The following is an 18283-nucleotide window of genomic DNA, read 5'->3' as shown; positions in this document are numbered from 1 at the left end:
CACATGACCCACCCCGACTACGCCTCCCTGGAGGCGGACCTGAACGATCTGCTGGGCCCGCGCGGGGTCAGCAGCGACATGCGCCAGCGCGAGCGGGCGTCCGTCGACGGCGCGCGGATGTCGCCGATCATCGCCGAGATGCTCCCCCTCGGCGTCGCCGATCTCGTCGCCTTCCCCACGAGCGCCGACGAGATCGCCGCGGTCGTCGCCCTCGCCGTGCGCCACGGCGTTCCGGTGACCCCGCGCGGCAAGGGCACCGGCAACTACGGCCAGGCGATCCCGATGTCGGGCGGCCTGGTGGTGGACACCTCGCGTGCGCGGACGATCGTGGGGATCGACGGCGACACGATCACAGCGGACGCGGGAGCCCCGATGAACGCCCTCGAGCAGGCCGCGCGGGCCGCCGGCAAGCAGCTGTGGATGTATCCGTCGACGGTGCATTCGAGCATCGGCGGGTTTCTCGGCGGCGGGTCGGGTGGCACCGGCACGATCGCACACGGCAGCAACGACATGGGCTTCGTGGCCGCCCTCGACGTCGTGACCCCCGCATCCGGCGGGGTCCTGCAGCACGTCGAGGGATCCGAGGCGCTCGGCTACGTGCACAACTACGGCACCGCCGGCATCATCGCCCGGGCGACGGTTCGGCTCGAGCCGCTGCAGGACTGGCGCGGCCTCTACGCGTCGTTCCCCGACTTCGCCGGCTCCCTGTCGGTGCTGCGGACGCTGGGCGGGCTCCAACCGGCCCCGCGCCTGGTGTCAGCCGACACCCCGCACATCACCGCCCAGCTGCCGCCGGACGAGGTGTTCCCCGAGGGCCGCAGCTCGCTGCGGATGATCGTGGACGCGGAACTGGTCTCCGAAGCATCCGGGATCATCGAAGCCGCCGGGGGTCGCGTCGAGGCGGTGCGGGAGGGGCCCGGCGTCTCGTCGGCCATCTCGGTGCTCAGCTACAACCACCCGATCGAGTGGTTGCAGAAGTCCGAGCCCGGCGTGTACTTCCACGTCGAGGTCTCGGGAGACGCACTGGTCGACCGGATCGACGAGGTGCATGCGGTGTACCCGGGCGGTCTGCTCCACATCGAAGCCGGCCACACGGTGCCGATCGGCATGCTCGCGGGGATCTACGAGAGCCCGGATGCCGTATACGACGGCATCGCGAGGCTCAACGCGCTCGGGGTCGGCGTGCACAACCCGCACCAGTGGAACGTCGACTTCCGGCTGTCGCAGACGCTCGAGCTCGCCGCCCGCACCGATCCGGACGGACTGCTGAACCCCGGCAAGCTGAACCCCGAGTACGCGGGTCCCACGAAGGGAGCCATCCGATGAGCGCACCCTTCGTTCCCGTCACCCGCCGATGGGCCGACCTCTCGGGACCGTCGCTGGTCGCCGCGACGTCGGACCGTTCCCTCGCGATCGTCCCGATCGGCGCGATCGAGCATCACGGACCGCACCTCCCCCTGCGCACCGACGCACTGGTCGCCGAGTCGGTCGCGGCCGCCGCGGTCGAACGCGCTGCGGCATCCGGCGTCGACGCCTGGCTGCTGCCGACCATCGAGTACGCCAAGTCGGATGAGCACCACTGGGCGCCGGGCACCCTGTGGCTCGAGGGGACGACGCTGCTCGAGCAGCTCATCGAGATCGGTCGCTCCATCGCGATGACGCCGGTGCGCACCGTCGTGTTCGTGAACGGCCACGGCGGCAACGTCATGCTCCTGGGCTGGGCCAATCGCGAGCTGCGGCGACGCTTCGGACTGCGCTCCTTCTCGATGCCGGCCGGGGCGGGGGCAGCGGGCGACGGCGTCGACGGGCGCCCCGACGAGCTCGGGCAGGGCATCCACGCCGGGTACGGCGAGACGTCGGTCGTCATGCACCTGGCCCCGCACCTGGTGGCGCCCGACATGCCGCCGCGGAACGTTCCCGAGAAGATCGCCGGGATGACCCACATCGGGTTCAACCGCAAGCCCGTGATGTTCGGCTGGACGAGCGAGGACTTCGGCCCCACTGGTGTCATCGGCGACCCGACCGGCGCGAACGCGGCCGAGGGCCGCATCCTCTTCGAGCGCGGCGTCGACTTCGTCACCGAGGCGCTCGTCGAGATCGACGGCTTCGAGTTCGGGTAGGCGTCATGGACCGCCCGACCGGACGCGTGACGATGGACGTCCCGGTGATCGACCATCGCATCGACCCGGTGCAGTCCGACGACCCGCCCGAAGACCCGTGTGCCCTGGCAGCGTCGTGGCTGCCGGGCCCCGGCGAAGACCGCATGCTCATGACCCTCGCCACGGTGGATGCAGACGGCTGTCCGCGAAGCCGCACGGTGATGCTCAGCGAGTTCGACGGCGAGCGCTTCTTCTTCCACACCGATATCGCGAGTGACAAGGTCGCCGACCTGAGGGCGAACCCGCGTGTCTCACTGACCCTGCTGTGGCCGGGATTCACGCGCCAGATCGTCGTGCAGGGATGGGCCGAGGAGGCTCCGGTCGGCGAGGTGGCGGCCGCTTTCGCGGCTCGCTCCCCGTACCTGAAGCAGCTCGCGTGGGTCAACACCGCCGAGTTCGCCGAGTTGCCGCGCCAGGAGCGGGAGCGGCGGTGGCGCGCGTTCGGCGAGCAGCATCCCGCCCCGCCGCAGCCGGACGGGTGGGTGGGTTACGCGGTCGCTCCGCACCGGCTGCTGTTCTGGGTGTCGCACCCCGAAGCGGCGAGCCGACGGCTCGAGTTCACGCGCTCGGGTGAGGGGTGGTCGCGGCGCCACCTGCCGGGGTAGCGGCCTTTCGTGCGCGGCGCGCGCGCCACCACGTCCAGAACCGGTCGAGCATGCGCTTGAGCCACGCCGCGATGCGCTTCGCCCAGGCGAACTCGGTGCCCAGCACCGCCAGACCCAGGAACACGACGAGCCACCCGGGACCGGGAAGCGGCACCAGGATCAGACCGCCGATCGCGAGCGCGCCGCCCACGACGCCGACCGCCGCCCGGTAGGCGCTCTCGATACGCGGGTACCGCGACACCCACGATCGTGCACGGCGCAGCATCCGTCTGATCGGTCTGTCGGGTCGCTCGGCTTCGGCGATCTCGGCGCGGACCGTCGCTTCGAGGCCACCAGGTTGCTCGGTGCTCGTCATGCCGGGGAACCTAACACGATGTATCGCGAGGATGCTGGGAGTGCGGCCCGCGTGGCGATGGCGTCCGGGGTGGGGCGTCCGCGACGATGAAGTGACGACCGTAGGAGCCAGCCATGCCGGAACCGGCCTTCACCATGGGCATCGAAGAGGAGTACCTCCTCGTCGACCGTGACTCCCGAGCACTGGCGGTCGCCCCCGAGGGCTTCCTCGACGGGCTCCGCACCGAGCTTCAGCTGCAGGTGAGCCCCGAGTACAAGCAGTGCCAGGTCGAGATCGGCACGCGGGTGTGCGTCGACGCCGCCGGCGCCCGCGACGAACTGCGGCGCCTGCGTGCGACCGTGTCGGCGCACGCCGCCCGTCACGGGCTGTCACCCATCGCCGCCGCCTGCCACCCGTTCGCCGACTGGAAGCAGGCCCACCACACCGACAAGGAGCGCTACCACGGCCTCGAGCGCGACCTGGCCGGGGTCGCACGGCGTCTGCTCATCTGCGGCTGCCACGTCCACATCGGGCTCGGCGACGATGCCCTGCGCGCCGATCTGATGCCGCAGATGGCCTACTTCCTGCCGCACCTGCTCGCACTGTCGACATCGTCGCCGTTCTGGCAGGGAGAGGACACGGGTCTGGCCTCGTACCGGATCTCGGTGTTCGACAACCTGCCGCGCACCGGACTGCCGCCCGCCTACGTCAGCTGGGCGGAGTACCAGCGCTCGGTGGCCATCCTGGTCGACCTGGGCATCATCGAGGACTCGTCGAAGATCTGGTGGGACATCCGGCCGTCGCACTCCTACCCGACCCTCGAGACCCGCATCATGGACGTCTCACCCCGCCTCGAGGATGCCGTCGCCCTGGCCGCGGTGAACCAGTCGCTGATGCGGATGCTGTGGCGACTGCGCGCGAAGAATCAGCGCTGGCGGGTGTACGACCGCTTCCTCATCGGCGAGAACCGGTGGCGCGCGCAGCGATACGGCGTGGCGGAGGGACTCATCGACTTCGGAGCGAACACCATCACGCCCTTCCCGCAGCTCATGGACGAGCTGGTCGAGCTCGTCGCCGAGGACGCCGAGGCGCTCGGATGCCGCGACGAGGTCGAGAGGGTGATCGCGATCGCGTCCGCCGGCACGTCGACCACGCGACAGCGCGCGGTGGCCGCGGGCGCCGAAGCCGCCGGTTCCGACCGCAACGGTGCCATGACCGCGGTCGTCGACAGCCTCATCGAGGAGTTCCACGAGGGTCTCTGACATGCCCGCCTCCCACCGACCGGGTCTGCGCGTGGACGCGCGGATCACCATCCCCGAGTCCGAGCTCTCGTGGCGGTTCTCGCGCTCGTCGGGACCGGGCGGACAGGGCGTCAACACCGCCGACTCCCGCGCGGAGCTGGTGTGGGATGCCGCCCGCTCCGCCGTGCTGTCACCGCGGCAGCGCGAGCGACTCCTCGAGCGTCTGAGCGGTCGTCTGGTCGACGGCGTGCTGACGGTCACGGCATCCGAGCACCGTGCTCAGCTGCGCAACCGCGAAGCCGCGCGCGACCGCCTCGCCGCCCTGGTGGCCGAGGCGGTACGGCCGCCCTCGCCGGCGCGGCGGTCGACGGCCCCGACCAGGGGCGCCAAGGAGCGCCGACTGCAGGCGAAGAAGCGGCGCACCGATGTCAAGCGTCTCCGGCGCCCACCCCACGACTGACGTGTCCGTCCTACGCTGGGATCGCTCGTCGATCGGAGGAAACGCCATGACCACTCAGCAGCAGCCTCCCGCGCACCCGCATGTTCCCGCTCCGGATGAGCCGACCGTGCCGGAGCTCGAGGAGGACGAGAACGTCGCCCCCCGTCCCGAGGAAGAGATCGCCGATGTCCTTCGCGCCGAGCCGGACGTCCAAGACCACACGCGGTCGTCCGACTGAGGTCGCACTCAGCCCACCCGCCGGTAGGTGCGGTGGGCGGCCTGGATCGACTCGAGCGCGGCGATCGCGGCACCCGGCCCGTCCTCGGCGCGGATCGCCGCACCGATCTCGCGCGCCCGGTGCGCGAAGCTCGCCGACGTCACCAGGTCGAGGATGCGGGCCGTGAGGGTGTCGGCGGTCGCGCTGCGCAGCGGCAGCGGCCGCGGGCCGACACCGAGCTCGTGGATCCGACGACCCCAGAACGGCTGATCCCCCAGGACGGGGCAGACGAGCGTCGGCTTGTCGGCGCGGAGGCCGGCGGCGGTCGTGCCCGATCCGCCGTGATGCACGACGGCTGACACGCGAGGGAAGAGCCAGGAGTGCGGCACCTGGTCGACGACGTGGAGGCGGTCGCTGGAGTCCGCCCGGAGCGCACCCCACCCGCGGCTCACGACGGCGCGGATGCCGGAGCGTTCCACGGCGTCGACGACGAGACGGCCGCGGCGCGACAGGCGGGGTCAGGACTCCTGCGAGCCCTCGACCCACTCCAGGTACTCCTCGGTGACGGTGCCGGTGATGTACCGGCCGTCGAAGCAGCTCATGTCGAGGTCCTCGACGTCGGAGCCCTCGAGGATGGCGGCCTTCAGGTCCTCGACCTCCTGGTAGACCATGTAGTCCGCGCCGAGCTCCGCGGCGATCTCGGGGATCGTGCGCCCGTGCGCGACGAGCTCGTGGCGGGAGGGCATGTTGATGCCGTAGACGTGGGGATAGCGCACCGGCGGCGCGGCCGAGGCGAACGTGACACTCTTGGCCCCGGCATCCCGAGCCATCTGGATGATCTCTTTCGAGGTCGTTCCGCGGACGATCGAGTCGTCGATGAGCAGCACGTTCTTGCCCTTGAACTCGCTGGACATGGCGTTGAGCTTCTGCCGCACGCTCTTCTTGCGCACCGCCTGCCCGGGCATGATGAAGGTGCGGCCGATGTAGCGGTTCTTGTAGAACCCCTCGCGGTACTCGATCCCGAGCTTGCGCGCCACCTGCATCGCCGCGGGGCGCGAGGAATCGGGGATCGGCATGACGACGTCGATGGCTTCCTTCGGCGTGTACTTCGCGATGGTGTCGGCGAGCCGGTCGCCCATGCGCAGGCGCGCCTCGTAGACCGAGATGCCGTTCATGACGGAGTCGGGACGAGCGAGGTACACGTACTCGAACGAGCACGGGACGAGCTTCGGATCGGGGGCGCACTGCTGCGTGTGCAGGTTGCCGGCGAGGTCGACGAAGACCGCCTCGCCCGGGTCGATGTCGCGGACGACCTCGAACTCGCCGTTCTCGAGCACGAGCGACTCGCTCGTGACGACCCACTCGTAGCTGCCGTCGTCGTTCTTGCGCGTGCCGAGGATGAGGGGCCGGATGCCGTACGGGTCACGGAAGGCCAGCAGACCGTATCCGGCGATCAGCGCAATGGCCGCGTACGACCCCTCGACGCGCTCGTGCACGCGCGTGACCGCCTGGAAGACCTGGGCCGGATCGAGCTCGAGGCCGGAGATGACCGCCTGCAGCTCGCCGCCGAGGACGTTGACCAGCAGCTCGGTGTCGGAGCTGGTGTTGAGGTGCCGGCGGTCCTTGGTGAAGAGCTCCTGGGTGAGCTCGCGCGTGTTGGTGAGGTTGCCGTTGTGCACCAGGACGATGCCGTAGGGGGCGTTGACGTAGAAGGGCTGCGCCTCTTCTTCACTGGACGCGGTGCCCTTGGTGGCGTAGCGCACGTGACCGAGGCCGAGGTTCCCGAGGAGGGCCCGCATGTCGCGCGTGCGGAAGGCCTCGCGCACCTGCCCCTTCGCCTTGTATACGTGGAAGACGCCGCTCGGCTCGGCCGTGGCCATCCCGGTCGAGTCCTGTCCGCGGTGCTGCAGCAGAAGCAGGGAGTCGTAGATCTCCTGGTTGACGGGGCCGCGCCCCACCATCCCGACGATGCCGCACATGTGAAGTTACTTCGCTCCGTCTTGATAGGAACCGACCAGGCGGACCGCGCCGCCATCGACGCCCTTGGCGCCCTGTTCGAAATCGCCGTCCGGCAGGGGACCGTCGCTCACGACGCCGACCTGCCAGGTCTCGATGCCCTCGGCCCCGAGAGCGGATGCCGCAGCCTCGGCCCTGTCCGCGGCGACCACCGCGAGGAACCCGACTCCGAGGTTCCAGGTGCCCTCGGTCGCGGCGAGGTCGAGGTCGCCGAGGTCGGCGAGCACGCGGAACACCGGCGACGGCGACCACGTGGACCGGTCGACGTCGACCCACGAGCCCCGCGGGAGCACGCGCGCGAGATTGGCGGCGATGCCGCCGCCCGTGACGTGGCTGAGGGCGTGGACGGCGTCGCCCGTGTCGGCGATGAGGCGCAGCAGGGGGCTGGTGTAGAGGCGGGTCGGCTCGAGGAGCACCTCGCCCCAGCTCGAGCCGAAATCAGCCGCGTGACCGCCGTACTGCAGGCCGGCGCGCGCGACGATGTGGCGGACGAGCGAGTAGCCGTTGGCGTGCAGCCCGCTCGAGGCGAGGGCGAGCACGACGTCGCCGGCGCGCACGCGCTCGGCACCGAGGACCTTGTCGGCCTCGACGATTCCGGTCGCGGCGCCCGCGACGTCGTAGTCGTTGATGCCGAGAAGACCGGGGTGCTCGGCGGTCTCGCCGCCGACCAGGGCAGTGCCGGTGGCGGCGCATCCTTCGGCGATGCCGCGCACGATGTCGGCGATCCGCTGCGGGAACACTTTGCCGCATGCGATGTAGTCGGTCATGAAGAGCGGCTTGGCCCCCACCACGACGATGTCGTCCACCACCATGCCGACGAGGTCCTGACCGATGGTGTCGTGCTTGTCGATCGCCTGCGCGATGGCGACCTTCGTGCCGACGCCGTCGGTGCTCGTCGCGAGGAGCGGCTTCGTGTACGCGCGCAGTGCGGTGGCATCGAACAGGCCGGCGAACCCGCCGACGCCGCCGAGCACCTCGGGCCCGTGCGTGCGCCGGACAGCCGACTTCATCAGCTCGACGGCGAGGTCGCCGGCGGCGGTGTCGACCCCGGCCGCGGCGTAGGGGTTCGCAGGAGTTTCTGATGGGGATCCCACCCGCACAGCCTACCCGGCACCGGATGCCGCATCCGCCGTGCGTCGCGGCATCCGGCTGGGCCTCGGGGGCGTCGCGGCGTCCGGATCGCGTGAGGTGGTGCGTGCGTCGCGGCATCCGGTTCGCGTGAGGTGCGTGCGCCGCGGCATCCGCTTTGCGTGAGGTGCGTGCGTCGCGGCATCCGCTCACTCGCCATCCCGTCGGCCCGGATGGCCTCAGCCCCGCGGTCCTCCGCTCACCGCGCTGAGGGGAGGATGCGTCGCCCGCGGGAGGAGGTTTCCGCGCGAACACTCCTCCCGCCACCCACATCTCCTCCGCTCATCGCGACGAGCGCAGGATGCCGGGTCGTCAGCACCGGCCGCGGCGGGCAAGACCCGGGCGTACCAACCCGGGCGGGGCTCGCGGCGGGCAAGACCCGGGCGCACCAACCCGGGCGGGGCAGGATGCCGGATCGTCAGCACCGCTCGCGGCGGGGCAGGATGCCGGATCGTCAGCACCGCTCGCGGCGGGCAGGATGCCAGGGCACCAGCCCGGGCGGCGGGTGCGGGCTTGCACCCAACAGAGAGTCCCGGCGTCATGCGGCCAGATGCAGGCCCTGCGCGATGGCGACCATGATCAGATGCTGCACCGACGGCCAGTCGTCGACCACCTGGCGGTAGCCCACACGGACGACCCGGTAGCCCGCCAGCAGGAGCGCTGCGTCGTGGCGGTTGTCGGAGTCGCGCTGCTCGCCGACGTGGTGACCGCCGTCGACCTGAAGGATCAGGCGATCGCCGATGAGGAAGTCCACGCGGTGTCCGGCGATCCACGCCTGCGGCACGATCGGGACGCCCATCCACTTCAGCCTCGGGATCACGATCGTCTCGAGCCCCGAGTCGGAGAACACCTGCGCGTCGTCGAGCACCGCTCGCGCCCGCGCCGACAGGGTCAGCCGAGCCATGGCGGCGCGCTCCACGAGCTGCTTGCGGAACGCCGACTCCCAGATCGTGAGTGCCGCCTCGTGTGGCCTGCACTCGGCCACCCGGACGAGAACGTTCTCGATCGGATCCTCAAGGGCGTCGGGATCACGGGCGACCAGCGGCTTCGCCCGGTGGACCACGGTTCCCTTCGCGACCGAGACACGACCCGCGTGCGGCGGCGCGGCCACGTGCCAGGCCTTGTCTCCTCCCGGGTCCCACAGCTGCAGACGCTTGGCCTGCGTGGAACAGGTGAGCACGACGCCGGCCCGCGCGGCGGCGACGAGGGCGGTATCGGCGTGAGGCAGGGCGACCCACCGTCGCCGCACCCGCACGACCTTGTCCGAGGCGACCGCCGCGGCGATCGCCCGCTCGGAATGACCGAGAGACCGCAGCTTCGCACCGCGCACCACCCCGCCCTCCTTCTCGAGTGTCTCGAGCAGGGCGTCCATTCGTCGTTGCAGCGGCGTGCGTTGCGGCATCCGGTCATGATGTCGTGCGGTGGGCCGGCGACGACGGTCTCGCGGAGAGCCGGGGACAGGCTGCCGCCCTGGCGAGCCTGGGGAGGAGACCACGCGTGAGGGGACAGTGCCGACCCGACCGGCATCGGCCGTCCGGGGCCTGGCCCGGGCCGGGCCACGCCTGAGGTGTGGCGTCCGCCTTCGGGTCCGGGTCGGGCCGACGGTACTGCCCGGGGCGGCACGCCCTCCGCTCGTCGCCGCGAAGAGAGGCGGATGCCGCGACGGGAGGTCGATCTGCGTCGTTTGCGTCCTCCGTTCGCCGACATCCCCTCCGTCGAGCGCGGCGAGCGGAGGAGCGGAAGGCGACCAGGAGCGAAAGAGGACCAAGGAGCGGAAGAGGACCAAGGACCGGAAGGGGATCAGGAGACGAGGGGCGCGCACGAGTCGTCGCGCGAGTGACGGGCGCGGCAGCGCGCTTGGCCCGGCTCGCCGGGCGCACCCTACAATGGCGGCATGGCTGGGGCCGGAACGCCGGAGTGGCTGATCCGCGAGGACGCAGGTCAGCCGGTGCTTCTCGCGCTCTATCTACGGCAGGTGCTCGGGATCCGCTCGCCGGACGAGCTGCCGCTGCTGCGCGGCATCCCGCCGCGTGCGACGGCTCCCGACCGCGACACCGATGAGCACGAGCTGCTCGAGCGGCAGTGGCGGGAGTATTGGGCGATGACGGTCGAGCCGCAGGCGCATCCCTCGCCTGTGCCGCTGGATCTGGTCGACGGCTTCGAGACACTCGTGGCCCTGCCGATCGAGGGCTCCGACCTGCTGCGCGCCGCTATGGCCCCCCACGCGGCCGAGGCCGTCGCGTTCGCTCAGTCGGCGCACGCCCGCTACGTCCGCGACGCCGGCTCAGGGGTCGCCTATCGCGCCTACGCGAGCGCGATCGCAGAGCACGAGCGGCAGGTGGGGCGGCGTGCGCACTCGTTCGAGCTGAATGTGCAGGTACTGCCTCTCGCCCAGCGGGGCGTGTGGTGGATCGGCTCGCTGACCGTCGCGGTGACCGACGGACTGCGCGGAGACATTGCCGCGTTCGACGCGGCCATCCACCCGATCATCGCCGAGCTGGCCTGAGCAACGCGGCCCGCCGAACCGGGCCGCGCGAACAGGGCGGGCCGACCGGCCTGACGAACCCGGCGGGCCAAGCGAGCCGAGCCGAACAGGGCGGGCCGAACAGGGCCGGCCGAGCGGGCCGGCCGGCGGTCGGCTCAGGCCTCTTCGTCGATGTGGATCGACGAGTGCCGCACCTCGACCTCACGCGCGCGGCGCCGTGAGACCCGGTCGAACACGAGCGCCACCGCCCCGCCGAGGGCGAGCCCGACGGCGATGCCCATGAGCGCCAGGAACCCGAAGACCTGCCCCTGCGAGTATTCGAGCCCGGTGTTGTCGCTCACCTGCGTGGTTCCGTCGAACGCGAAGGTGAGGATCATCGCGATGAGGATGCCGAGACCGGCGCCCGCGACGAGGAACACCGAGATCTTCGGAGCGCGCCGCACGCTCACGCGTTCACGGCGGTCACCCGGGCTGTCGATCATGTCGTCCATTATCCCCCGGGTGCAGGAGCCGAGATCCGAGGCCGCGGGCTCCACAGGGCCGGCGCCGGGGAGACGCCGCGGAAGGCCCCCGTGAGTTCGGCATCGGAAGGTCAGGGGCGCCGTTCGGGCTCGTCTCCCCACCGGGGCGGATCGTCCGAGACGGCGGACGTGAGGTCGTCGGTGAGCACGGTCGCCCGCTCCGCGATCTCGGCCCGGTGGCGCCGGCCGATCATGCGGTCGAGGACGATCGCGAGCGTGCCGAACACCAGCAGTCCGACACCCACGCACACTGCGGCGAGCGCACCGTAGACCCTCAGGAAACCGGAAGCGCCGGCGGCGAGCGGTCCGCCGGGGTCGCCGGTCGCGGCCGCGACGGCGGTGAGGATCCCGGCGACGACGAGGCCCAGGACGACGCCGAGGAAGAGGAAGCGGCCGTAGCGCGGCGAGCGGCGCACGACGACCGAGACCACTTCGTCGTCGACGATGTGGTCGTGCTCGGACGGGGTTCCCCGGCCTGCCGCGGCACCGCGTGCGCCTGCCATGGGCTCATTGTCCCACCGGACGAGGCGGGGCGGGCGGGAAATCCGGGTCCGGAATCGACGAGGTGTCAGGGACGCAGCGGCAGCAGGTGAGAGACGTCGGCACGCGTCCCCGAAGCCAGGATTCGGCCGCTCGTCGCGGCATCCGCCCACTTCTCATCGCCGAGCGCCAGCGCGATCCAGGTCGCCGGGTCGGTCTCGACGACGTTCGGGGGTGTGCCCCGGGTGTGCCGGGGCCCCTCGACCACCTGGACGGCGCCGAACGGGGGCACGCGCACCTCGACGCTGCGGCCGGGTGCCTTCTCCGCCAGGAGCTGCAGCAGGTAGCGGACGGCGGTCGCGAGGTCGGTGCGGGCGGGCGCGTCGACGCCGCGGACCGCGGCGAGCGCGGCGCGGCCGTCGTCGACGGTGATCCTGCGGGCTGCCATGCACACCACGGTACGCGGGAGTGCGCCTCGCTAGGCTGGGCAGGGTGAAGATCCTCGTCCTCGGCTCGGGCGCGCGCGAGCACGCCATCATCCTCGCCCTGCTCTCGGAGGAGGCCGGGCACGAGATCCTCGCCGCCCCCGGCAACGCCGGCATCGGGCGCGACGCGACCCTGGTCGACCTGGACGCGAACGACCCCGCGGCGGTGACGTCCTTCGCCAACGCCGAGAACGTCGACCTCGTCGTGATCGGCCCCGAAGCACCGCTCGTCGCGGGCGTCGCCGACACCGTGCGCGCGCACGGGATCCCCGTGTTCGGTCCGGGCAAGGCCGCGGCCCAACTGGAAGGCTCGAAGGCGTTCGCGAAGCGGATCATGGAGGCCGCGGGGGTCCCCACCGGCCGCGCGCTGCGAGCGCGCACGCGCGCCGAGGTCGAGGCGGCCATCGACGAGCTGGGCTCGCCGTACGTCGTCAAGGCCGACGGGCTCGCCGCCGGCAAGGGCGTCATCGTCACCGACGACCGCGCCTCCGCCCTCGCTCACGCCGACACCTACCTGCCGAGCGGTCCGGTGCTCGTCGAGGAGTTCCTGTCCGGACCCGAGGTGTCGCTCTTCTTCCTCTCGGACGGGGACCGCGTACTGCCCCTCAGCCCTGCGCAGGACTTCAAGCGCCTGGGCGACGGCGACTCCGGGCCCAACACCGGCGGCATGGGCGCGTACTCGCCGCTGCCGTGGCTGCTGGAGCGCTTCGGCGGAGAGGACGCCTTCGTCGACCTGGTCACCCGCGAGGTCGCCGAGCCGGTGATCCGTCAGCTCGACGCCGAAGGCACGCCGTTCATCGGCCTGCTGTACGCGGGGCTGATCCTCACCGACACCGGTGTCAAGGTGATCGAATTCAACGCCCGGTTCGGCGACCCCGAGACCCAGGTGGTCCTGCCGCGCCTGGTCGACCCGCTGTCGGAGCTGCTGCTGGCCGCCGCCTCGGGGCACCTCGAGGACCGCGCGCGCCCCGCCTTCGCCGATGCCGTCGCCGTGACCGTCGTCCTCGCCAGCGAGGGCTATCCGTCGTCGCCGCTGACCGGCCGGCCGCTGGCAGGACTGGATGCCGCGGCATCCGTCGAGGGTGTGCACCTCGCGCACGCCGCCACGGCGCTCGAGGGCGACCACCTCGTGGCCACCGGCGGACGCGTGCTCAACGTCGTCGGGCTCGGCACGACCTTCGCCGAGGCGCGGGAGCGCACCTACCGCGCACTGGGGCACATCGAACTCGCTGGCGGGCAGTTCCGCACCGACATCGCCGCACGCGTCGTCGAGCACTGACATACCGCCCGGGCGCAGGCGCCCGCTCCGCGATAATGGGCGGGTGACCGCCTCGCCTGCCTCCGCATCCCCGCTCGAGCTGCCCGGGTGGCGGCACGTCTACTCCGGCAAGGTGCGGGACCTGTACGAGCCGGCCGGCGGCGACGCCTCCTCCGACCAGGGCGAAGGGATGCTGGTGGTGGCCAGCGACCGGGTGAGCGCGTTCGACCACGTACTCGAACCCGGGATCCCCGACAAGGGCGCGCTGCTGACGCGGCTCAGTCTGTGGTGGTTCGACCAGCTGGCCGGCGGCGACGGCGGGCGCGGCATCCCGAACCATCTGGTTCCCGGGGCGACGCCGCCCGCCGCGGTCGCCGATCGGGCGATGGTCGTGCGACGGCTGGACATGCAGCCGATCGAGTGCGTCGTGCGCGGTTACCTCACCGGCTCGGGATGGGCGGAGTATCGCGAGCACCGCACGGTGTGCGGCATCCGGCTTCCGGAGGGTCTGCAGGACGGCGACCGGCTGCCCGAGCCGATCTACACCCCGGCGTACAAGGCGCCGCTGGGCGCGCACGACGAGAACATCACCTTCGAGCAGTCGATCGAGCTCGTGGGTCTCGAGCGGGCGAGTCTGCTGCGCGACCTGTCGCTCGAGATCTACTCGCGCGCCGCCCGCACGGCCGAGGGCCACGGCCTGATCCTCGCCGACACGAAGTTCGAATTCGGGCTCGACGACGCCGGCGTCATGACCCTCGCCGACGAGGTGCTCACGAGCGACTCCTCGAGGTACTGGGACGCCGCCGCCTGGGCGACCGGCGACACCCCGGCCGAACGGATGGCGAGCTTCGACAAGCAGATCGTGCGCGACTGGCTCGCGGCCCATTGGGACAAGCAGGGCACTCCCCCGTCGCTGCCGGCCGACATCGTCGAGCGCACCGCCGCCCGCTACCGCGAGCTCCTCGATCTGCTGACCCGCAGCTGACGGCGGCGAGCGGCCTCAGCCGAGGAGGAACCGCTCGAGCTGCTCGATGGGCGCGTACCAGCCCTGTTCGAGCACCCAGGCCTGGAGCAGGCGATCCCACCCCAGCGCGACGGCCACCCCGACGACGACGAGCAGCCCGCCCACGATCCGCCGGAACAGCCCGTGCGGATCGGCGAGCCAGCCCAGTCGGCGAACCAGCGCCGACCCGGCGAGCGCGATCCCCAGCAGCGCGAGGGCGAGGCCCACGGCGTACGCGGTGACATACAGGGTGCCGACGGCGAAGCTCGCCGGCAGGACGGTCGCGACGATGAGGGCGTAGGTCGGACTGCAGCTGCTGAACGCCGGCCCGAGGGCGGCCCCGAGGGCGATGTCGCCGCCCAGTCCGCCCTTGCGGTAGCCGCGGTCCAGCAGCCGCCCGCCGCCGGCCTGCCACCCGGCGGCGACCGTCAGTCGTTCCCACAGCGTCGGGAACAGCATCGTCAGCCCGAAAACTGCCACGATCACGCCCGAGATCGTCTGCCAGATCCACGTCGGGATGCCCAGAAGCGCCGAGGTGGCCTTCAGCAGCAGCGTGAACGCGATGACCGACAGCGCGAGGGATGCCGCAATGACGAAGGGCCGGTACCACTGCCGCTCGGCCGTGGTCGCGTCGCCGGTGCGCACGGCGGTGCCGCCGACGATGACCGGCAGCAGCGGCAGCACGCACGGCGCGAGGACCGTGAGCACCCCGGCGGCGAAGGAGACGAGGGTCAGGGCCAACATCAGCGGGCACGCGTCGGCGGGCGGGAGTCACCGGGCGCGATTGCTCGCGGGCTCACCGGCTGGATGGGGGATTGCATCACGGTGCGAGCCCGAGCCCGGCGAGCGCCGTCTCGAGCGTCGGTTCGTCGTAGGGCACGAAGGTCTGCACCGCGTCGCCGCTGTCGTCGAGCCGGACCACGGTGGTCTGGATCGTGACCCCGTACTGTCGGCGGAGGTCTTGGTTCGAGTCGTAGTCGACCTTCAGCACGGTGATCCCGTCGGGGACCTCGCGGGCGAGGATGTCCTCCTCGAGGGCGCGGCACTGCGGGCACCACGGCGCGTGGAAGAACAGCACCGCCGTGCCTTCGACGGCCTCGAGGGCGGCGTCGGAGTAGTCCGCGTACTCTCCCGGCGGCAACCCTTCGCTCGGTGGTGCATCGGCGGGAGCACCGGAGGGTGAGGGATCACCCGGGCCCGCGGTCGGCGAGGACGTCGCCGCCGGAGTCGACCCCACCCCACCCGCGTCGGCGTCGGCGGAGCGCTCTCCGAGCGAGACCGCGAACGCGCCGGCGACACCGGCAGCCAGGACGACGGCGAGGACGACTCCGATGACGGCACCGCGCTTCATGGACACATGCTGACGCGCCGTCGGTGACATCGGGCTGGGAATCGGATGACGGTTCGATGACGATGTCGCTAGCCTGTCTGAGGCCGATCCGTCAGCATCGGCGTCTTCCCCTCACCTCGCAGGAGCGCGAATGCCTTTGTGGAGCCTTCACGGCAACGGCCGGACCGTCGAGCGCGGCCGCGTCGTCCGTCCCGACGAGCGGCTGAACTGGCCGGCGACGATCGCGATCGGCGCGCAGCACGTCATCGCCATGTTCGGGGCGACGTTCCTCGTCCCGGTGCTCACCGGCTTCCCCGTCGCCACCACCCTGCTGTTCTCGGGGCTCGGCACGCTGCTGTTCCTGCTCGTGACGAAGAACCGCCTCCCCAGCTATCTGGGCTCGTCCTTCGCGTTCATCGCGCCGGTGACGGCCGCGACGGCATCCGCGGGAATTGGGTCGGCCCTCGCCGGCATCGTCGCCGTCGGCGTGCTGCTGGCCGCAGTGGGCTTCATCGTGCAGTTCGCCGGACTCGGCTGGATCGACCGGCTCATGCCTCCCGTGGTCGCCGGCGCCGTCGTCGCCCTCATCGGCTTCAACCTCGCGCCGGTCGCGTGGTCGAACTTCGAGCAGTCCCCCGTGGTCGGGACGATCACGCTGGCGTCGGTGATCCTGTTCAGCGTGCTGTTCCGCGGGTTCCTGGGTCGGATCTCGATCTTCCTCGGCGTCATCGTCGGCTACCTCGCCGCGCTGCTGTTCGGCGAGATCGACTTCACCGCCGTCGGCGAGGCCGCGTGGGTCGGCCTGCCCGAGTTCCAGCTCGCCGACTTCGCCTCGCCCGGCACATGGAGCGCGATCGCGATGTTCCTGCCGGTCGTCCTGGTGCTCATCGCGGAGAACGTCGGTCACGTCCGCGGCGTCGCCGCCATGACCGACTCGTCCGTGAACGCCTACACCGGCCGGGCGCTCATCGCCGACGGCGCCGCGACGACCCTCGCCGGCTTCTTCGGAGGCTCGGGAACCACCACGTACGGCGAGAACATCGGCGTCATGGCGGCGACTCGCGTGTACTCCACCGCGGCCTACTGGGTCGCGGGAACGGTCGCGATCCTGCTGGCGATGTCGCCGAAGATCGGCGCGATCTTCAACTCGATCCCCGCGGGCGTGCTCGGCGGGGTGACGACGGCGCTCTACGGGCTCATCGGGATCATCGGGATCAAGATCTGGGTCGACAACCGCGTGGACTTCTCGCGTCCGGTCAACCAGTACACCGGAGCCGTCGCCCTCGTGATCGCCATCGCCGGCTTCACCATGCAGTGGGGCGACTTCCAGCTGGGCGCGATCGTGCTGGGCGCGGCCGCGGCGCTCGTGATCTATCACCTCGGGAACGCCATCGCCCGCTGGCGGCAGACCGGCGCGGACGACGGCGGCCCGATCCCGGCGGTCGGTCCGCTCGGCGGCGACCCCGCCGACGCCAAGCCGGGCGACGCCCGCCGCGGCTGACCGGCACGCCCACCGCGGCTGACGGGGCCGGGCCGGCGCGGGCGCGTCAGACGGAGTCCCGCACCACCAGCTCGGTCTCGAGGATCGTGACGTGCTGCGGGTTCCGACCGGCGAGAAGGTCGACCAGCACGCCGGCCATCGTCTCGCCCTGCACGAGGGACGGCTGCTTCATCGTGGTGAGGGCCGGCGTGACGCTCGTCGCGACGGGTGAATCGTCGAAGCCGATGATCGCCATGTCGTCGGGCACCCGGATGCCGGCCCCGGCCAACACGGCGAGAACACCGCGCGCCATGAGATCACTCGCGACGAAGATCGCGTCGGGGCGCTCGCCTGCGGCGAGCAGTCGCCGCATCGCGGCCGCTCCCCCGTCGGCGGTGAAGTTGCCGTCCTCGACGCCGGCCGGGGTCAGCCCGTGCGCGGCGACCGCCTGACGGTAGCCATCGAGGCGGTCGACGGCGGCGGGCATGTCGGAGGGCCCGGTGATCGTCGCGATACGGGTGTGACCGCGGTCGATCAGGAACTCGGTGGCCTCGCGCCCCCCGCGGATGTTGTCCACGTCGACGTAGTAGTCGCGCTCGCGCTCGCGCACGGGCCGGCCGCCGTAGACGACCGGCACGACGGCGGCGATCCGGTCGATGAAGGTGTCGCTGGTGTGGTGCGACACGACGATCGCGCCGTCCACCGCGCCCGAGCGCAGGTAGCTCGTGGTCTTGTCGCCCGGGTCGTCGCTGGCGATGAAGAGGTTGAGCACGTAATCGGTGCGCCCCAGTCGCGCGTTGATGCCCGAGACGATCGCGGCGAAGAAGGGGTCGCCGAAGAAGCGAGTCGTGTCCTCGGGCACGACCAGGGCGATCGCGTGGGTCTGCTTGCTCGCCAGCGAACGCGCCGCCCGGTTGGGCACGTAGTTCAGCTCGGCGATCGCCTTGCGCACCGCGTCGAGCGCTTCGGGGCTGACCGCCGTCGACCCGTTGACCACGCGCGACACCGTCGACCTCGAGACCCCTGCGGCGGCGGCGACCTCTTCGATCGTCACCGACGCGCGGACGGAGTCAATGCTCATGGATCACGTGCCTTCCTCTGC

General features: G+C 71.5%; 21 protein-coding genes. 10 read left to right on the top strand and 11 right to left on the bottom strand.

Going from position 1 to position 18283, the window contains the following annotated elements:
• The first annotated feature begins 3 nt into the window (after positions 1-3).
• Genes NFR93_RS15465 through NFR93_RS15455 form a run of 3 tightly spaced genes read left to right on the top strand, consistent with a single transcriptional unit; the run spans position 4 to position 2764 of the window.
• Positions 4-1326, top strand: a complete 1323-nt coding sequence (locus tag NFR93_RS15465; protein ID WP_251455340.1) for an FAD-binding oxidoreductase — start codon at positions 4-6, stop codon at positions 1324-1326.
• The gene (locus NFR93_RS15460; protein WP_251455338.1) at positions 1323-2120 is read left to right on the top strand and encodes a creatininase family protein; all 798 of its coding nucleotides are present in this window, start codon (positions 1323-1325) and stop codon (positions 2118-2120) included. The genes NFR93_RS15465 and NFR93_RS15460 overlap by 4 nt, the downstream gene beginning before the upstream one ends.
• A 5-nt stretch (positions 2121-2125) precedes the next feature.
• Entirely contained in the window at positions 2126-2764 is a 639-nt protein-coding gene (locus NFR93_RS15455) for a pyridoxine/pyridoxamine 5'-phosphate oxidase (protein ID WP_251455336.1), read from the top strand.
• On the opposite strand, the gene NFR93_RS15450 is transcribed toward NFR93_RS15455, so the two are convergent.
• A complete protein-coding gene (locus tag NFR93_RS15450; RefSeq protein ID WP_251455334.1) occupies positions 2718-3119 on the bottom strand; it encodes a TIGR02611 family protein in 402 nt (133 codons plus the stop codon). The two genes, NFR93_RS15455 and NFR93_RS15450, sit on opposite strands and share 47 nt — an antisense overlap.
• Positions 3120-3232: 113 nt before the next feature.
• Between NFR93_RS15450 and NFR93_RS15445 the strand changes: the two genes are divergently transcribed.
• Genes NFR93_RS15445 through NFR93_RS15435 form a run of 3 tightly spaced genes read left to right on the top strand, consistent with a single transcriptional unit; the run spans position 3233 to position 5016 of the window.
• Positions 3233-4360 carry a carboxylate-amine ligase gene (locus NFR93_RS15445; protein WP_251455330.1) on the top strand — a complete coding sequence of 376 codons (1128 nt, stop codon included), beginning with the start codon at positions 3233-3235 and terminating at the stop codon, positions 4358-4360.
• A 1-nt stretch (position 4361) separates the two neighbouring features.
• Positions 4362-4799 carry an alternative ribosome rescue aminoacyl-tRNA hydrolase ArfB gene (gene arfB / locus NFR93_RS15440; protein ID WP_251455328.1) on the top strand — a complete coding sequence of 146 codons (438 nt, stop codon included), beginning with the start codon at positions 4362-4364 and terminating at the stop codon, positions 4797-4799.
• Positions 4800-4845: 46 nt separating this feature from the next.
• On the top strand, positions 4846-5016 hold the full coding sequence (locus NFR93_RS15435; RefSeq protein ID WP_251455325.1) for a hypothetical protein: 171 nt from the start codon (positions 4846-4848) through the stop codon (positions 5014-5016).
• An 8-nt stretch (positions 5017-5024) separates the two neighbouring features.
• Here NFR93_RS15435 and NFR93_RS15430 read toward each other — a convergent pair whose 3' ends face one another.
• From NFR93_RS15430 to NFR93_RS15415, 4 genes are all read right to left on the bottom strand, one after another.
• Entirely contained in the window at positions 5025-5474 is a 450-nt protein-coding gene (locus NFR93_RS15430) for a glycosyltransferase (protein WP_251455322.1), read from the bottom strand.
• Positions 5475-5513: 39 nt separating this feature from the next.
• Positions 5514-6974, bottom strand: coding sequence for an amidophosphoribosyltransferase (gene purF / locus NFR93_RS15425; protein WP_251455319.1), 1461 nt, complete (start codon positions 6972-6974; stop codon positions 5514-5516).
• A gap of 6 nt (positions 6975-6980) precedes the next feature.
• The gene (purM, locus tag NFR93_RS15420; RefSeq protein ID WP_502846310.1) at positions 6981-8105 is read right to left on the bottom strand and encodes a phosphoribosylformylglycinamidine cyclo-ligase; all 1125 of its coding nucleotides are present in this window, start codon (positions 8103-8105) and stop codon (positions 6981-6983) included.
• Between the two features lie 572 nt (positions 8106-8677).
• On the bottom strand, positions 8678-9541 hold the full coding sequence (locus NFR93_RS15415) for an endonuclease domain-containing protein (protein WP_251455313.1): 864 nt from the start codon (positions 9539-9541) through the stop codon (positions 8678-8680).
• A 492-nt stretch (positions 9542-10033) separates the two neighbouring features.
• On the opposite strand from NFR93_RS15415, the gene NFR93_RS15410 reads away from it, so the two are divergent.
• The gene (locus tag NFR93_RS15410; protein WP_251455310.1) at positions 10034-10645 is read left to right on the top strand and encodes a zinc-binding alcohol dehydrogenase; all 612 of its coding nucleotides are present in this window, start codon (positions 10034-10036) and stop codon (positions 10643-10645) included.
• Between the two features lie 134 nt (positions 10646-10779).
• On the opposite strand, the gene NFR93_RS15405 is transcribed toward NFR93_RS15410, so the two are convergent.
• From NFR93_RS15405 to NFR93_RS15395, 3 genes are all read right to left on the bottom strand, one after another.
• Positions 10780-11106, bottom strand: coding sequence for a potassium transporter Trk (locus NFR93_RS15405; RefSeq protein ID WP_251455306.1), 327 nt, complete (start codon positions 11104-11106; stop codon positions 10780-10782).
• A gap of 110 nt (positions 11107-11216) precedes the next feature.
• Positions 11217-11648 carry a hypothetical protein gene (locus NFR93_RS15400; protein ID WP_251455303.1) on the bottom strand — a complete coding sequence of 144 codons (432 nt, stop codon included), beginning with the start codon at positions 11646-11648 and terminating at the stop codon, positions 11217-11219.
• A gap of 65 nt (positions 11649-11713) precedes the next feature.
• A complete protein-coding gene (locus tag NFR93_RS15395; protein ID WP_251455300.1) occupies positions 11714-12073 on the bottom strand; it encodes a sterol carrier family protein in 360 nt (119 codons plus the stop codon).
• Positions 12074-12117: 44 nt separating this feature from the next.
• Between NFR93_RS15395 and purD the strand changes: the two genes are divergently transcribed.
• Together purD and NFR93_RS15385 are read left to right on the top strand one after the other, a co-directional pair.
• Positions 12118-13389: a phosphoribosylamine--glycine ligase gene (gene purD / locus NFR93_RS15390; protein WP_251455297.1), complete on the top strand. Its 1272-nt coding sequence runs from the start codon at positions 12118-12120 to the stop codon at positions 13387-13389.
• A gap of 43 nt (positions 13390-13432) precedes the next feature.
• A complete protein-coding gene (locus NFR93_RS15385) occupies positions 13433-14353 on the top strand; it encodes a phosphoribosylaminoimidazolesuccinocarboxamide synthase (RefSeq protein WP_251455294.1) in 921 nt (306 codons plus the stop codon).
• A 15-nt stretch (positions 14354-14368) separates the two neighbouring features.
• Here the strand turns inward: NFR93_RS15385 and NFR93_RS15380 are convergent, their stop codons facing one another.
• The gene (locus NFR93_RS15380) at positions 14369-15115 is read right to left on the bottom strand and encodes a cytochrome c biogenesis CcdA family protein (protein ID WP_251455292.1); all 747 of its coding nucleotides are present in this window, start codon (positions 15113-15115) and stop codon (positions 14369-14371) included.
• A 76-nt stretch (positions 15116-15191) separates the two neighbouring features.
• Positions 15192-15722 carry a thioredoxin gene (locus tag NFR93_RS15375; protein WP_251455290.1) on the bottom strand — a complete coding sequence of 177 codons (531 nt, stop codon included), beginning with the start codon at positions 15720-15722 and terminating at the stop codon, positions 15192-15194.
• Between the two features lie 130 nt (positions 15723-15852).
• On the opposite strand from NFR93_RS15375, the gene NFR93_RS15370 reads away from it, so the two are divergent.
• Positions 15853-17202 carry a uracil-xanthine permease family protein gene (locus NFR93_RS15370; protein ID WP_251455289.1) on the top strand — a complete coding sequence of 450 codons (1350 nt, stop codon included), beginning with the start codon at positions 15853-15855 and terminating at the stop codon, positions 17200-17202.
• Between the two features lie 46 nt (positions 17203-17248).
• Here NFR93_RS15370 and NFR93_RS15365 read toward each other — a convergent pair whose 3' ends face one another.
• Positions 17249-18262 (bottom strand): LacI family DNA-binding transcriptional regulator, encoded by a 1014-nt coding sequence (locus NFR93_RS15365; protein WP_251455288.1) that lies wholly within the window; start codon positions 18260-18262, stop codon positions 17249-17251.
• Positions 18263-18283: the final 21 nt, after the last annotated feature.

The sequence above is a fragment of the Microbacterium sp. Marseille-Q6648 genome (genome assembly GCF_943181415.1).
Lineage (GTDB): Bacteria > Actinomycetota > Actinomycetes > Actinomycetales > Microbacteriaceae > Microbacterium.
Note: the sequence above shows the minus strand (reverse complement) of the source record. Positions and strands in the feature narration are given on the sequence as shown.